Below are 14774 nucleotides of genomic sequence, written 5' to 3'. Positions count from 1 at the left end.
TGGGTTGAGCGGCTCGAGTTAATGGGTTCAGGTCTATCGGCAGGGGCCATCGACATATCTCGAGTGGATCGTTCGACAGCCGCCGCGATCAGATCAGCTTGACGAGCTGCTTGCCGAAGTTCTTGCCCTTCAGGAGACCGATGAATGCCTCGGGCGCCGCATCGAGCCCTGGTGCGATGGTCTCGCGGTATTGCAGCTTCTTCTGCGCGACCAGCGTGCCGAGTTGCTTGAGCGCTTCGGGCCACACATCCATATGCTCGCTGACGATAAAGCCCTGCACCAGCAGCCGTTGCGTGAGCATCAGCGATGGGTGCCTGAGCGGCAACGGCTGGCCGTCGTAGCCCGCGATAAAACCGCACAGTGCGATACGTCCGAACGCATTCATGCGCGCCAGCGTCACGTCGAGCACTTCGCCGCCGACGTTCTCGAAGTAGCCATCGACACCGTCCGGCGTCACGGCTTTGAGGTCCTTATACAGATTGCCGGCCTTGTAGTCGACGCAGGCATCGAAGCCGAGCGTCTCGACCACGTAGCGGCACTTGTCCGCGCCGCCCGCAATACCGACCGCGCGCGCGCCGGCGAGCTTCGCCAGTTGGCCGACCACACTGCCCACCGCGCCGCTCGCCGCGCTGACCACCACGGTATCGCCCGCTTTCGGCACGATGATCCTGTTCAGGCCATACCAGGCCGTCACGCCGGGCATGCCGACCGGGCCCAGATAAGCCGACAGCGGCACGTGCGTATCGTCGACTTTTTGCACGCCTGCACCGTTCGAGGTGCCGTACTCCTGCCAGCCGAACATCGCGACAACTTTATCGCCGACCGCGAATTTCGGATTCTTCGACTCCACCACTTCGCCCACTGTGCCGCCGATCATCACTTCGTCCAGCGGCTGCGGCACTGCATACGACTTGCTGTCGTTCATTCGACCACGCATGTACGGGTCGAGCGACAGGAAGTGATTACGCACGCGGAATTCGCCATCGGCGAGCGGCGCGAGCGGAGTTTCGACGAGCTTGAAGTTATCGGGCGTAACCGCGCCTTGCGGACGCGAAGCCAGCACGAGTTGACGGTTGATCTGGGGCATGACGATCGTCTCCATGGGTTACCGATGTGATCGGCGAATAATTCGAACGAACGGCGTCTGCAAAAGAGGGACCCGCGCGCGGCTCTCGACACGCGCGCGGTCCATCCGGTGATTAGCCGTCGCTAGGACCGGGCTTCGCCGATGGGTCGCTGCGCAGACGCTGTTGCGTCACGTCGCGGCCCACGGCGAGACGCCGCATGTATTTGAAGGTGCCGAGTGCTTTGGCGACGAAGTGGCCTTCGCTGTCGCGGATCTCGCCTTCGCAATAGGCCATGGTGGTCGAGCGGTGCAGCACGCGGCCGGTGGCGCGCAATTCACCGCGGCCTGGCTGCATGAAGTTGACTTTCATCTCGATGGTGACCACGCCAACGCCGTCGCCCGCCAGACTGCGCGCGGCCATCGCGAGTGCGACGTCGGCGAGCGTCATGGTCACGCCGCCATGCGCGACGTCCCACGTGTTCATGTGATCGGGCTGCAACGGCAGCACGACTTCGCTGACGCCGTCGGCAACCGATACGAGTTGTGCGCCGAGCCGGTCGACGAACGGGCTTTCGGGCAACGACGCGCTGCCCGTTTTAGATGAGGATGAATCGGTCATTGCTGATTTCAGATTTCGTAGTCGACACATTCACGCGATTCACGCACTGCACCGGTGAAGCCCTTGAGCGCCTGGTGCGTCGGATGGACCTGGTAGGCGTCAAGCGCGGCTTTGTCGGTGAAGTCCGAGACGAGCACGATGTCGTAAGTTGATTCGAGGCCCGGTGCCGCGATGCCGACTTCGAGCTTCAGCATGCCGGGGACGATGTCGCGGCAACCTTCGAGCTTTTCCTTCAGCTTCAGCACGTTCTCGGCACGCGAGGCGCCCTCCGCGGTTTCTTTGAGCTTCCACATCACAATATGACGAATCACGGGATCACCTTGTTCGATTCAATTCGTTGGGCCGGCACTTTGCGTCCGCCGAAACGGCGCACGCACGCAATAGGAAATGATAACCGCTACGGCGTTCGCGCATACGTGGAGGCTACGCACGCCGGCCGAACGGATAAGGCCGAATGCGTCTATGCGCCGCGCTGTCCGGCTAGTCAGATCACGCCGCACTCGCCACCATCCGTGCCGCCAGACGCCCTAACCTGCGCACCGCGTCATCGGCCTGATCGAGATCCGTACTCGGACAACTCAGGCGAATGAAATGATCGAAACGGCCGGCGTTCGAAAACACCGTGCCCGGCATCACGCGGATGCCTTCCTCCAGAGCCGCGTCGAAAAATGCAGACGACGCGACTTCGCGCGGCAGCTCGATCCAGAAAAACATGCCCCCGCCCGGCGGCGTGAAGCGCGTCCCGTCGGGAAACGATGCGGCGATCGCTGCGGCCATCCGTTCGCGCTGAATCCGCAGGCGGTCGCGCAACCGCCTCAAATGCCGCTCATACGCATTCGTTTCCAGAAATTCGGCGAGCACGACTTGCGACAACTGCTCGTTATGCCGCGACTGCGCGAACTTCAACATGCCGATGCGTGGATGCCAGCGTCCACCGTTGATCCAGCCGACCCGCATGCCGGGCGCCAGCGTCTTGTTGAACGACGTGCAATGGATCACCGTACCGTCGGTGTCCCACGCCTTCAACGATTTAGGCGGCTGCGCGGTGTCGGCGAGTTCGCGGTAGGGATCGTCTTCGATCAGCGGAATGCCGGCTCGCGCGCACAGCTCAACGAGCCGCGCCTTGTGGGCGTCGGGCATCACGCTGCCGAGCGGGTTCTGCAGATTCGGCACAACCACCACCGCTTTGATGTCGGGGTGTGTTTGCAGCGCGAACGCCAGCGCTTCGATGGCGAGACCGCTGGTGGGACTGGCCGGAATTTCTAGCGCGCGCAGGCCGAGGCTTTCGAGCGCCTGCAGCATGCCGAAGAAACACGGCGATTCCACCGCGACCGTGTCGCCCGGCTGCGTGACCGCGCGCAAGGCCAGGTTCACGGCCTCGATGCCGCCGTGGGTCATGATCACGTCGTCCGCGCCGATCTGGATACCGACGTCGAGCGCACGGCGCGCAATGATCGCGCGCAGCTCGGGATCGCCCTGATCAGGTCCGGCCGCGGTCAGCAAGGTTGGCCGTCGGCGCAATGCGCGTAGTGCCGCCTTCTGCAAGGCGTCGGTGGGATAAAGATCGGGCGATGCGGTCGCGCCGCCCAGATTCAACGCGTCGGGATAGCGCTGGAATTTGGACACGATGGCCGAAATCGCCGAATGGATGCCGACGAACTGCGCGGCGCCTGGCGCGGCCGCGAGGTCGGGCTCGGTGGCCGCGGGCAGCGCGGTGGTTTGACGGGCGCGCACGAAATAACCGGCGCGCGGCCGGGCGTCGATCAGTGCGTCGCGCTCCAGGGTGCGATAGCTCTCGGTAGCCGTAGCGAGGCTTACCCCGTGCCGCTGCATGAATGCGCGCATCGACGGCATGCGATCGCCGGGGCGCAGCACGCCGTTATCGATCGCGCGGCGGTATTGGTCGGCCAGTTGGCGGTAGAGGGGCCGGCCATCTGGGGGGCGGCCAGTCGAGCGCACATCCACAGCTGGTGCTTCGAGCGCCAAATTGGTCGCGGACCGGTCCACCTGCGCTGCGTTTGACGACAGACTAGCCGAAGGCTCGTCCACGCGCGATAGGTTCGCCGGTTGGTTGTTCAAAAGCCGGTCCACCGGAGGTGCTTCCGTGCACGACACCGATTGTGTGTCTGGTGTGAAGGTAGAAGAGCTCATGATCCGATGGTGCAGACAGTTCGCACGCGGTGACAGATACACATCGGCGTGATTCCAACCGATACAGCACACTGAAACGCCACGTTGTACCGGTTCACATTGTGCATTGTTGCGCCTGTTTTCGCGTGGGCGGACTCAATAAGCTATGTGGCATGAAAACGGTTTAAAGGAATCGCTCATGCCCACCACTCAAGCTCGCGCCGATTTGCCTCGCGATGCCGCCACCTCGCGCGCTGCGGCCGGTCAGATGGCCGTACACGATCTGCGCGCACGAACATCGATCGTGGCCGTCGAAGGCGACCTGCAACTCGACTTCCGCGATCATTCTCTGGCGTGGCTCGGAGACGCCGTCCCGATCACGTCGGTCACGCTGCATGAAGGCGAACGCTACGTCACACCACAGCGCGGCGTCGTGTCGATCAGCGCAGGGCATTCGAAATCCGCCGTGTTCGTCGTCCAGCCCTGCCGGCCCGAAAACGAGTGGCACGGTTTCATCAGTCAAGCCGCGCGCAATCTGACGAGCCTCATCAAAACGCGGCTGCAGCGCGCCACCTGAAACGTCGCTACTGGCGCAAAACGGCCCGCTACAATGCATGACCCAACCCGCTTCCTTCGAGGTGCCGGTCATGTCCTTCTTTCGCGTACTGCTGTCCCGCCCTGATGCCCGTTATGCCCGCCTGGCCGCGATCCTCGCCATCGTCACGCTGACGCTCAACGGCTGCGCCGGCCTGTTCGGCGGCGACCCTTTGCGCGTGAACGTGGCCGGCATCGAACCGGTCGACGGTCAGGGTCTGGAGATGCGCTTCAATGTCAAACTGCGCGTCCAGAATCCCAATGAATCCGCGGTCACCTTCGACGGCGTGTCGCTTGCTCTCGAACTGAACGGCAAGCCGTTCGCCAGCGGTGTCAGCGATCAGGGCGGCACCGTGCCGCGCTTCGGCGAAACAATCGTCACTGTGCCGATGACAGTGCCCGCCTTCGCCGCGGTTCGCCAGGCTTTCGCGTTTGCGGGCGCCGTGCAGACGGGCGCCGTGCAAGCGGGCGGCGCGCAGTCGGGGCAGATTCCGTATATCCTGCGCGGCAAGCTCGCCGGTGGCCTGACGAGCACGACACGTTTCGTCGATCAAGGTGCGTTAAGCCTGCCGGCACTCGGCATGGCTTTGCCCTGATGCGCCCGGTCTGTGCCGCCCATCGATGCCGGCGGTTCATGCCGGCTACTCAAGCGAGCCATACTCACGCCTCACGCAAATAAAATCGGGTGTCGCGGATTCAATGCCTGCACGTCACCTTGCACCGAACCACACGACACCCGCGTTTAATCAAGCCCGCTCTCGCGCCTGATCAGACCACTTCGAACAGACCCGCCGCACCCTGGCCGCCGCCGATACACATCGTGACGACGACCAGCTTGGCACCGCGCCGCTTGCCTTCGATCAGCGCATGGCCGGTCAAACGCGCGCCCGACACGCCATACGGATGACCCACCGCGATCGCGCCGCCGTTCACGTTCAGGCGGTCGTGCGGAATGCCGAGCTTGTCGGCGCAATACAGCACCTGCACCGCGAACGCTTCGTTCAGCTCCCACAGGTCGATGTCCTCGACCTTCAGGCCGGCCTGCTTGAGCAGCTTCGGCACGGCGAACACCGGGCCGATGCCCATCTCGTCCGGCTCGCAACCCGCCACCGCAAAGCCGCGGAAAATACCCAGCGGTTGCAGACCTTCGCGCTCCGCGACTTTCGCGTTCATCACGACGCAAGCCGACGCACCGTCCGAGAACTGGCTCGCGTTGCCTGCGGTGATCACGCCGCCCGGCATCGCGGTGCGGATCTTCGACACGCCTTCGAGCGTCGTGTCGGCACGAATGCCTTCGTCGGCGCTGACGGTCACTTCTTTCGTGTAGAGGCGGCCGGTCGCTTTGTCGGCGACGCCGGCCAGCACCGTCATCGGCACGATCTCGTCCTTGAACTTGCCGGCTTCGAGTGCGGCCGCGGCACGCTGTTGCGAGCGCACGCCGTATTCGTCCTGACGTTCCTTCGAGATCGAATAGCGTTTCGCGACGTTCTCGGCGGTCTGCAACATCGACCAGTAGATTTCCGGCTTGTTCTTGCTGAGCCAGCCTTCGGCCACCATGTGGCGGTTCATCTCGTTCTGCACGCACGAGATCGATTCCACGCCACCGGCGACGAACACATCGCCCTCACCGGCGATCACGCGTTGTGCAGCCAGTGCGATTGTTTGCAAACCCGACGAGCAGAAACGGTTCACCGTCATGCCCGGCACGCTAACCGGCAAACCGGCGCGCAGTGCGATCTGGCGCGCGATGTTGGCGCCCGTCGCGCCTTCCGGATTCGCGCAGCCCACGATCACGTCTTCGATACGCGCCGGGTCCAGCTTCGCGCGCTCGACAGCGGCTTGCGTTGCGTGGCCGCCGAGCGTTGCGCCGTGGGTCATGTTGAAACCGCCGCGCCATGATTTGGCGAGACCCGTCCGGGCGGTCGATACGATTACGGCGTCAGTCATGCATGTCTCCAGCTTCCAGATGTTGATGGTGGGCGCTTGCCGATCGCTTCATGCACCGCGGCGGCCCGCACTGCGGTGCGGCGCCGGTGGCGCGTCGTGCCGCACTCCGCTGCACGCTGCTGCATTCGCAAGGCCCATCGGCGTGGTGGAGTCGAAGCGTCAGCGCTTACACGCGCCGCATTCCAGTCTTCACCACGCCGCTCATTTCATTCACACGGTGATCGGGCAATCCTTCAACCGTTGAACCCACGCCCCTTTGCCGCCAGCTCCGCGATGCTCGGCGCCAATTGCCAGGCGTCGCCATTCGGGCGCGACGCATAGCGGCGAATCGCGCGCTCGACGTTGTACAGACCGACCGTATCCGCGTACAGCATCGGGCCGCCGCGATAAAGCGGGAAGCCGTAACCGGTCAGATAAACCATGTCGATGTCCGACGCCTTCGACGCAATGCCTTCCTCGAGAATCTTCGCGCCTTCGTTGACGAGCGCGAACACGAGGCGCTCGACGATTTCCTCGTCGCTGATCTTGCGGCGCTCAGCGTTGGCTTCTTTCGAGAAGGCCGTGATCATCTCGTCGACCACTTTCGACGGATACGCGGTGCGGTCGCCCGCCTTGTAGTCGTACCAGCCGCCACCGGTCTTCTGGCCGAAGCGCCCCGTCTCGCACAGACGGTCGGCGATCTTCGAATAGTGCATGTCAGGATGTTCCTGATAGCGGCGCTTGCGGATCGCCCAGCCGATGTCGTTACCCGCCAGGTCGCTCATACGGAACGGGCCCATCGCGAAGCCGAACTTCTCGATGGCCTTGTCCACTTGAGCGGGCAACGCGCCTTCTTCGAGCATGAAGAGCGCTTGACGGATGTACTGTTCGATCATGCGGTTGCCAATGAAGCCGTCGCAGACGCCCGAGACCACGGCGGTCTTCCTGATCTTCTTCGCGAGCTTCATGACGGTGGCGAGCACGTCTTTCGCCGTCTCCTTGCCGCGCACGACTTCGAGCAGCTTCATCACGTTGGCCGGGCTGAAGAAGTGCATGCCGACCACGTCTTGCGGACGCTTCGTGAAAGCGGCGATCTTGTCGACATCCAGCGTGGACGTGTTCGACGCGAGAATCGCGCCGGGCTTCGCCACTTCGTCGAGACGCTTGAACACCTGCTCCTTGACGCCGAGTTCCTCAAACACCGCTTCGACAATCATGTCGGCGTTTTTCAGGTCGTCATAGGAAAGCGTCGGCGTGATCAACGCCATACGCTGTTCCAGCGCTTCGGGTTTGAGTTTGCCTTTCTTGACGGTGGCTTCGTAGTTCTTGCGGATCGTGGCAATGCCGCGGTCGAGTGCTTCCTGCTTCGTTTCCAGCAGCGTGACCGGAATGCCCGCGTTGATGAAGTTCATTGCGATGCCGCCACCCATCGTGCCGGCGCCGATCACTGCGACCTGCTTGATGTCACGCACCGGCGTGTCCGACGGCACGTCGGGAATCTTGCTCGCGGCGCGTTCGCCGAAGAACGCATGACGCAGCGCGTGGCTTTCCGGCGTCTGCACGAGCGCGATGAAGCATTCGCGTTCGAACGCGAGGCCCTTGTCGAAACCTTTCTGCACGCCCGCTTCCACTGCGTCGATGCACTTCAGCGGCGCCGGGAAATTTTTCGCGACGCCCGTGACGGTATTGCGCGCGAACTGGATGAAACCAGCGGCATTCGGATGTTCGATCTTGCGGTCGCGTACCTTCGGATGCGGGCCCGTTTTCGCGCCGACCTTGCGGGCAAACGCGAGCGCCGCTTCGACCAGATCGCCTTCCACGACTTCGTCGAACAGGCCCGAATCGGCCAGCTTCTCCGACATCACCGGCGCACCGGAGACAATCATGTTGAGCGCGGCTTCAAGGCCGATTGCACGCGGCAGACGCTGCGTGCCGCCCGCGCCCGGCAGGATGCCGAGCTTCACTTCCGGCAGCGCGATCTGCGCGCCGGGTGCGGCGATCCGGTAATGCGCGCCGAGCGCCAGTTCGAGGCCGCCGCCCATGGCGACGCTGTGAATCGCGGCGATAACCGGCTTGGCGCTGCCCTCGACGGTCTTGATGACCGTATGGAGGGTGGGCTCCTGGGTCGCCTTCGGCGTGTTGAATTCGGTGATATCGGCGCCGCCCGAGAAGGCTTTGCCGGCACCCGTCAGCACGATCGCCTTGATGGCCGGATCGTTCTGCGCGCGCTCGATCCCTTCGACGATACCCGCTCGCGTCGAGAGGCCGAGGCCGTTTACGGGAGGATTGTTCAGCGTGATGACGGCCACGCCGTCATGAGTTGTGTAGTCCACTGCCATCTGCCAGCCTCCATGCGATGAGGCGGCGCATCACGCGCCGCCCGTCCGGTTGATCGAGTCGACTCATTGTCCGACTTTATCTCCGATTTCCCCGGGGTCAGCAGGCAGAATACACAAAAAAGCACGCTCGTTCAATTTATCGTTAAGCGGGGTTTCCCCTGGCAAGCGGTGTAAGGGGGCAATCCCTTTCGTCTTCGAGCGCGGACGGCAGGACGTGGTCGCGGAAAATGTCGCGCAGTTTGAGTTTCTGCAGCTTGCCGGTGGCCGTGTGCGGGAGTTCGTCGACGAAGGCCACGTCGTCGGGAATCCACCATTTGGCGACCTTGCCGTCGTAGAACGCGAGCAACTCCTCGCGTGTTATGTCGAAACCCGCCCGCTTGACGATCACCAGCAGCGGCCGCTCGGTCCATTTCGGATGCGCGCAGGCGATGCACGCGGCTTCTGCCACGGCCGGGTGCGCGATCGCGACGTTCTCGATGTCGATCGAACTGATCCACTCGCCGCCGGATTTGATGACGTCTTTCGAGCGATCCGTGATGTGCAGGAAGCTGTCCCGGTCGATCGTGGCGACGTCGCCGGTGGGGAACCAGCCATCCACCAGCGGCGAATCGTCCTTGCGGAAATACCGGTCGATCACCCAGGGTCCGCGCACGTGCAGATCGCCGAACGCGACACCGTCCCACGGCAGATCGCGTCCGTCTTCGCCGACGATCTTCATATCGACGCCGTAGATCGCATGCCCCTGCTTCTCGAGCAGCTTGCGCTGCTCCGGCAGCGGGCGCTGACTCTGCTCCCACGTCAGCTTCGACAAGGTGCCGAGCGGCGACATTTCGGTCATGCCCCATGCATGGATCACCTGCACCCCATACTCGTCCTCGAACGCACGCAGCATCGCCGGCGGGCAGGCTGAACCGCCTATCACCGTGCGATTCAGCGACGAGAACCGCACACCGGCCTCGCGCAGGTAGTTGAGCAAGCCGAGCCACACGGTCGGCACCCCGGCCGAATACGTGACGTGTTCGCTTTCCATCAATTCATAGAGCGATTTGCCGTCCAGATCCTTGCCGGGAAAGACCAGCTTCGCGCCGGTCAGCGGCGCGGCGTGCGGAATGCCCCAGGCGTTGACATGGAACATCGGCACGACTGGCAGCACGGCGTCGCGCGCGGACAGGCTCATTGCATCGGGCAGCGACGCGCCGAACGCATGCAGCACCGTCGAGCGATGCGAGTACAGCGCGCCTTTCGGATTGCCGGTGGTGCCCGACGTATAGCAGAGGTACGACGCCTGACGTTCGTCGAGTGGCGGCCAATCGTAGTTGCCGTCCTGCGCGGTGACCAGCGTTTCGTAGCTGAGCACCGGCGTTTGCATCTTCGGCAGATGGTCTTCGTCGGCTAAAGCAATCCAGCCGCGCATTTTCGGGCACTGCGGCGCGAGCGCATCGACGAGCGGTGCGAACGTGGTGTCGAAGAGCACGTAGGCGTCGTCGGCGTGGTTGATGATATAGGCGATCTGATCAGGAAAGAGGCGCGGATTGATCGTGTGGCACACGGCGCCGAAGCCCGTCGTGCCGTAATACGCTTCCAGATGCCGGTAGCCGTTCCAGGCCAGCGTGGCCACCCGCTCGCCGGGTTCGACGCCGAGCGCGATCAGCGCCTGCGCCAGCTGCTTCGCGCGCTTTTCGCAGTCGCGGTAGGTGTAGCGATGCACGTCGCCTTCGATGCGCCGCGACACGATCTCCGTATCGCCGAAATGCCGCGCGGCATGCGCGAGCAACGAGGACACGGTGAGCGGCACGTCCATCATCTGGCCAAGCAGCGGCGTCGTCATAAAGAGAGGTCTCCTCGCCTTGTTTGCGTCATTGGGGTTGCAGCTCGGGGGCCGCGCGACGCGCTTCGGTGGGTCGCAAGGGACGCTCCGGTGAGTCGCGTGGCGCGCTCTGAAACGGCGCAGGAGCGCTCCGGCAAGAGACGCCCGGCACGCCGGCGCGTGCCTGGCTAAACCTCGGGCTAAGGGCCGGCCAGCAGCTCCGCGGGCGCGGACTTACAATATCGGTTAATCCAGAGGCGCTCAATATGTCGTTTTCCCCAAGCATTGCAGGGTTATCCGGGCCGTTATCGGCTCTTTCCTACGCACTGACCACTTCGCCTGAAAGCGCATTTGCACAGCTCGGCAGCGCGTTTCTAACGCGGCTGCCGGCGGCGCCGCTTAGTGCACCGTACGTAGTCGGGTTCTCCGAAGAAACCGCTGCGCTACTCGGTTTAGCGCCCGGGGTCCAGAATGACCCGGGCTTCGCCGAACTGTTCTCGGGCAACACCACGCGTGAATGGCCTTCCGAAGCGCTGCCGTATGCGTCGGTGTATTCGGGGCATCAGTTTGGCGTGTGGGCCGGCCAGCTTGGCGACGGCCGCGCGCTCGGTCTCGGCGAAGTCGAACACAATGGCCAACGCTTCGAACTGCAACTCAAAGGCGCGGGCCGCACGCCCTATTCGCGCATGGGCGACGGTCGCGCCGTGCTGCGTTCGTCGATCCGCGAATATCTGTGCTCGGAAGCGATGCATCACCTTGGCATTCCGACTACCCGCGCGCTGTGCGTGATCGGCTCTGACCAGCCGGTGCGTCGCGAGGAAGTCGAAACCGCGGCGGTCGTCACGCGCGTGGCGCCGAGTTTCGTGCGCTTCGGGCACTTCGAGCATTTCTATTCGAACGATCGCGTCGATGCACTGCGCGCGCTCGCCGATCACGTAATCGAGCGCTTCTATCCGCATTGCCACGAAGCTGACGATCCGTATCTCGCGCTGCTGAATGAAGCGGTGATGTCAACGGCCGATCTCATGGTCGAATGGCAAGCGGTCGGCTTCTGCCACGGCGTGATGAATACCGACAACATGTCGATTCTCGGTCTCACGATCGACTACGGCCCGTTCGGTTTCATGGACGGCTTCGACGCCGGCTACATCTGCAATCACTCCGACTCGCAAGGCCGCTACGCGTACAAGATGCAGCCGCAGATTGCGTACTGGAACCTCTTTTGCCTCGCGCAAGGCTTGCTGCCGCTACTGGGCGAAAAGCATGAGGAGAGCGTGCGCGGCGACAAGGCGATCGAAGACGCGCAGCGTGTGCTCGGCGGCTTCAAAGACCGTTTCGCGCCAGCGTTGGAAAAACGCATGCGCGCGAAACTCGGCCTGGAAAGCGAGCGCGAAGGTGACGATGCCTTGGTCAACCGCCTGTTCGAAGTGATGCACGCCAACCGTGCGGATTTCACGCTGACGTTCCGCAATCTGGCGCGTATTTCCAAACACGATGCGAGCGGCGACGCGCCGGTGCGCGACCTGTTCCTCGACCGCGCCGCGTTCGATGCGTGGGTGAACGACTACCGCGCGCGTCTGTCCGAAGAAACACGTGACGACGCCGCGCGCGCCATTGCAATGAACCGTGTGAACCCCAAATTCGTACTTCGTAATCATCTGGCGGAAACGGCAATCCGCCGGGCGAAAGAGAAGGACTTCTCCGAAGTGGAACGTTTGGCCGCGGTCTTGCGCCGTCCGTTCGACGAACAGCCGGAAAACGAAGCGTATGCGGCGCTGCCGCCGGATTGGGCCAGCTCGCTGGAAGTGAGTTGCTCTTCGTGACGAGCCCCCAATACAATCTTGAGACAGGAACCCCGACCATGAACAAGCCCGACGACCTCAACACTGGCGCCCCCGCCGTGCAGAAAGACGACGCCGAGTGGCGCAAACAGCTCTCCGACATCGAATACCAGGTGACGCGGCACGCCGCCACCGAGCGCCCCTTCACCGGCCGCTACCATGACCACTGGGACCGCGGCATCTATGACTGCGTCTGTTGCGGCACGCCGCTGTTCGAGTCGGACACCAAGTTCGACGCCGGTTGTGGCTGGCCGAGCTACTTCAAACCGATCAACGGCGAAGTGATCACCGAGAAGACCGACCGCACGCACGGCATGCTGCGCATCGAGGTGGAGTGCAAGAACTGCGGCGCGCATCTGGGCCACGTGTTCGAAGACGGACCGGCGCCGACCGGTCTGCGTTACTGCATCAATTCGGCTGCGTTACAATTCGAGCCCAAGTAACGCAGCGCGGAGTTCGGCGCGTTGCCGGCCGGCGGGCCATTTTGTGCATCCGTGCATTCATGCACGGTTGCAGCATCACCCGCCTGCTGGCCGCGACACCCTTCATCCGGCTTGCGAACCGGACAACCCACCGTCGGCAGTCAGGCAACGAGCAGCCGCTCACACTGGCGAGCACCGCTCACCAGCCGCGGCGGCGGGTTCATGCAGCCAACCACCACGGGCGCCCCGCGCCGCGTCCCTCTTTCTCCGACCCACTCTCCGAATTCCCGACCAGATAATGAAATTCCTGTTCGATCTGTTCCCGATCATCCTGTTCTTCGTCACCTTCAAGATATGGGGCATCTTCACGGCGACGGCAGTGGCGATCGTTGCCACGCTGGTGCAGATCGCGTGGGTGGCATTCCGCCACCGCAAGGTCGATCCGATGCTGTGGGTGAGCCTCGGCGTCGTCACCGTTTTCGGCGGCGCGACGCTGGTGCTGCACAACGATACCTTTATCAAATGGAAGCCGACCGTGTTGTACTGGGCATTTTCGGTCGCGCTGATCGTCTCGCAACTGGCCTTCAACAAGAACCTGATCGAGGCGATGATGGGCAAGCAGATCACGCTGCCGCATACGATCTGGGGCAAGCTGAACATCGTTTGGGCGATTTTCTTCGTGCTGCTCGGACTGGTTAACCTGTTCGTCGCTTATCACTACACGACCGACCAGTGGGTCAATTTCAAGCTGTTCGGCGCGACCGGATGCCTCGTGGTATTCATCGTCGGACAGAGTTTGTGGCTGTCGAAGTATATGAAGGAAGAATGACATGACGAGCGATGTGTTCATGCACGCCACCACGGCCGAGCGCGCCGCGCTGATCGAGGCGCGCCTCACCGCCGCGCTCGCGCCGGTCGCGTCGATCCGGATCACGGATGACAGCGCGCAGCACGCGGGCCACGCCGGCGCCTCCGCCGGCGGTCATTTCAGTGTCACGATCGTGGCAGCCGCATTCGCCGGGAAAGCCCGCGTGGCGCGACATCGCATGGTGTATGATGCGCTGGCCGATGCCATGCAGCGCGGCATTCACGCCCTTGCAATCACGGCGTATACGCCCGAAGAATTTGCTTTGTTGCCCCGCTAGGAAACCTTTCGATGACCTTGAAGAAAACCCACCTTTGGGTATTGCTGGCTGCATTTGCGGCCGCACCTGCATTCGCACAGAACATCGCTGTCGTGAACGGCACGCCGATTCCGAAAGCACGCGCTGACGCACTGATCGATCAACTGGTTCACCAAGGCCAGCAAGACACGCCGCAACTGCAAATGGCCGTGCGCGAAGAGCTGGTGAACCGCGAAATCCTGATGCAGGAAGCGCTGCGTCGCGGCCTGCCGAATCGTCCGGACATCAAGGCACAAATCGCCGTTGCACAGCAAACCGTCGTGCTGCGCGCGCTGATCGAAGACTTCGTGAAGAACAACACGCCGACCGACGCCGAAGTTACCGCGCGTTACAACGCGCTGATCAAGGACGCGGGCGGCAAGGAATATCACCTGCACCACATCCTGGTCGACAACGAACAGCAGGCGAAGGAGCTGATCGCCAAGATCAAGGCCGGCGCAAGCTTCGAAGACCTTGCCAAGCAATACTCGAAGGACCCGGGATCGGGCAAGAACGGCGGCGACCTGGACTGGTCGGACCCGAAGGCCTACGTGCCTGAATTCGCGGACGCGGCCACGCATCTGCAGAAGGGCCAGATGACCGACACGCCGGTGCATACGCAGTTCGGCTGGCACATCATCCGTGTCGACGATGTGCGTGACATCACGCCGCCGCCGCTCGAACAAGTGCGCCCGCAGATCGTGCAGCAGATCCAGCAGGAAAAGCTGCAGGCGTTCGAAGAAAGTTTGCGTAAGAACGCGAAGATTCAGTAAGCGGGTTTTAGCTGCTGCTTCAGAACAAAAAAACCGCCCTCGGGCGGTTTTTTGTTTCTTCTGGTTTTGTTTCGGCTCCGCGCTTCGCTTCTGC

At 62.9% G+C, this 14774-nt stretch carries 14 protein-coding genes; 7 read left to right on the top strand and 7 right to left on the bottom strand.

Features of this window, described 5'->3' with window-relative positions:
- Positions 1 to 88: 88 nt before the first annotated feature.
- From PQQ96_RS04215 to PQQ96_RS04200, 4 genes are all read right to left on the bottom strand, one after another.
- Positions 89 to 1087, bottom strand: coding sequence for an NADP-dependent oxidoreductase (locus tag PQQ96_RS04215; RefSeq protein ID WP_408289158.1), 999 nt, complete (start codon positions 1085 to 1087; stop codon positions 89 to 91).
- A gap of 112 nt (positions 1088 to 1199) precedes the next feature.
- Positions 1200 to 1685, bottom strand: a complete 486-nt coding sequence (locus PQQ96_RS04210) for a PaaI family thioesterase (protein ID WP_172310139.1) — start codon at positions 1683 to 1685, stop codon at positions 1200 to 1202.
- Between the two features lie 8 nt (positions 1686 to 1693).
- The gene (locus PQQ96_RS04205; RefSeq protein ID WP_408289154.1) at positions 1694 to 1996 is read right to left on the bottom strand and encodes a Dabb family protein; all 303 of its coding nucleotides are present in this window, start codon (positions 1994 to 1996) and stop codon (positions 1694 to 1696) included.
- 178 nt (positions 1997 to 2174) lie between these two features.
- The gene (locus PQQ96_RS04200; protein ID WP_408289377.1) at positions 2175 to 3671 is read right to left on the bottom strand and encodes an aminotransferase-like domain-containing protein; all 1497 of its coding nucleotides are present in this window, start codon (positions 3669 to 3671) and stop codon (positions 2175 to 2177) included.
- A 343-nt stretch (positions 3672 to 4014) separates the two neighbouring features.
- On the opposite strand from PQQ96_RS04200, the gene PQQ96_RS04195 reads away from it, so the two are divergent.
- Together PQQ96_RS04195 and PQQ96_RS04190 are read left to right on the top strand one after the other, a co-directional pair.
- A complete protein-coding gene (locus PQQ96_RS04195) occupies positions 4015 to 4392 on the top strand; it encodes a hypothetical protein (RefSeq protein WP_408289151.1) in 378 nt (125 codons plus the stop codon).
- 70 nt (positions 4393 to 4462) lie between these two features.
- On the top strand, positions 4463 to 5005 hold the full coding sequence (locus PQQ96_RS04190; protein ID WP_408289148.1) for an LEA/WHy family protein: 543 nt from the start codon (positions 4463 to 4465) through the stop codon (positions 5003 to 5005).
- A 172-nt stretch (positions 5006 to 5177) separates the two neighbouring features.
- Here PQQ96_RS04190 and PQQ96_RS04185 read toward each other — a convergent pair whose 3' ends face one another.
- The 3 genes from PQQ96_RS04185 to PQQ96_RS04175 all read right to left on the bottom strand — a co-directional run bounded on the left by PQQ96_RS04185 (position 5178) and on the right by PQQ96_RS04175 (position 10502).
- Positions 5178 to 6356 carry an acetyl-CoA C-acyltransferase gene (locus tag PQQ96_RS04185; RefSeq protein WP_408289145.1) on the bottom strand — a complete coding sequence of 393 codons (1179 nt, stop codon included), beginning with the start codon at positions 6354 to 6356 and terminating at the stop codon, positions 5178 to 5180.
- A gap of 233 nt (positions 6357 to 6589) precedes the next feature.
- Positions 6590 to 8674, bottom strand: coding sequence for a 3-hydroxyacyl-CoA dehydrogenase NAD-binding domain-containing protein (locus PQQ96_RS04180; RefSeq protein WP_408289143.1), 2085 nt, complete (start codon positions 8672 to 8674; stop codon positions 6590 to 6592).
- 142 nt (positions 8675 to 8816) lie between these two features.
- A complete protein-coding gene (locus tag PQQ96_RS04175; RefSeq protein ID WP_408289140.1) occupies positions 8817 to 10502 on the bottom strand; it encodes a 3-(methylthio)propionyl-CoA ligase in 1686 nt (561 codons plus the stop codon).
- 245 nt (positions 10503 to 10747) lie between these two features.
- On the opposite strand from PQQ96_RS04175, the gene PQQ96_RS04170 reads away from it, so the two are divergent.
- From PQQ96_RS04170 to PQQ96_RS04150, 5 genes are all read left to right on the top strand, one after another.
- Entirely contained in the window at positions 10748 to 12304 is a 1557-nt protein-coding gene (locus PQQ96_RS04170; protein ID WP_408289137.1) for a protein adenylyltransferase SelO, read from the top strand.
- A 38-nt stretch (positions 12305 to 12342) separates the two neighbouring features.
- The gene (gene msrB / locus PQQ96_RS04165; protein WP_408289134.1) at positions 12343 to 12765 is read left to right on the top strand and encodes a peptide-methionine (R)-S-oxide reductase MsrB; all 423 of its coding nucleotides are present in this window, start codon (positions 12343 to 12345) and stop codon (positions 12763 to 12765) included.
- 277 nt (positions 12766 to 13042) lie between these two features.
- Entirely contained in the window at positions 13043 to 13573 is a 531-nt protein-coding gene (locus PQQ96_RS04160; RefSeq protein ID WP_408289131.1) for a septation protein A, read from the top strand.
- Between the two features lies 1 nt (position 13574).
- Positions 13575 to 13889: a BolA family protein gene (locus tag PQQ96_RS04155; protein WP_054042675.1), complete on the top strand. Its 315-nt coding sequence runs from the start codon at positions 13575 to 13577 to the stop codon at positions 13887 to 13889.
- 11 nt (positions 13890 to 13900) lie between these two features.
- Positions 13901 to 14680 (top strand): peptidylprolyl isomerase, encoded by a 780-nt coding sequence (locus PQQ96_RS04150; protein WP_408289129.1) that lies wholly within the window; start codon positions 13901 to 13903, stop codon positions 14678 to 14680.
- The last annotated feature ends 94 nt before the right edge of the window (positions 14681 to 14774 follow it).

The organism is Paraburkholderia sediminicola (assembly GCF_046027825.1).
In the GTDB taxonomy this organism is placed as follows: domain Bacteria; phylum Pseudomonadota; class Gammaproteobacteria; order Burkholderiales; family Burkholderiaceae; genus Paraburkholderia; species Paraburkholderia sediminicola_D.
Note: the sequence above shows the minus strand (reverse complement) of the source record. Positions and strands in the feature narration are given on the sequence as shown.

Coding starts and splice junctions, on each gene's coding strand:
- PQQ96_RS04215 (WP_408289158.1), bottom strand. CDS start 1,087: ATGCCCCAGATCAACCGTCAACTCGTGCTGGCTTCGCGTCCGCAAGGC.
- PQQ96_RS04210 (WP_172310139.1), bottom strand. CDS start 1,685: ATGACCGATTCATCCTCATCTAAAACGGGCAGCGCGTCGTTGCCCGAA.
- PQQ96_RS04195 (WP_408289151.1), top strand. CDS start 4,015: ATGCCCACCACTCAAGCTCGCGCCGATTTGCCTCGCGATGCCGCCACC.
- PQQ96_RS04190 (WP_408289148.1), top strand. CDS start 4,463: ATGTCCTTCTTTCGCGTACTGCTGTCCCGCCCTGATGCCCGTTATGCC.
- PQQ96_RS04185 (WP_408289145.1), bottom strand. CDS start 6,356: ATGACTGACGCCGTAATCGTATCGACCGCCCGGACGGGTCTCGCCAAA.
- PQQ96_RS04180 (WP_408289143.1), bottom strand. CDS start 8,674: ATGGCAGTGGACTACACAACTCATGACGGCGTGGCCGTCATCACGCTG.
- PQQ96_RS04175 (WP_408289140.1), bottom strand. CDS start 10,502: ATGACGACGCCGCTGCTTGGCCAGATGATGGACGTGCCGCTCACCGTG.
- PQQ96_RS04170 (WP_408289137.1), top strand. CDS start 10,748: ATGTCGTTTTCCCCAAGCATTGCAGGGTTATCCGGGCCGTTATCGGCT.
- msrB (WP_408289134.1), top strand. CDS start 12,343: ATGAACAAGCCCGACGACCTCAACACTGGCGCCCCCGCCGTGCAGAAA.
- PQQ96_RS04160 (WP_408289131.1), top strand. CDS start 13,043: ATGAAATTCCTGTTCGATCTGTTCCCGATCATCCTGTTCTTCGTCACC.
- PQQ96_RS04155 (WP_054042675.1), top strand. CDS start 13,575: ATGACGAGCGATGTGTTCATGCACGCCACCACGGCCGAGCGCGCCGCG.
- PQQ96_RS04150 (WP_408289129.1), top strand. CDS start 13,901: ATGACCTTGAAGAAAACCCACCTTTGGGTATTGCTGGCTGCATTTGCG.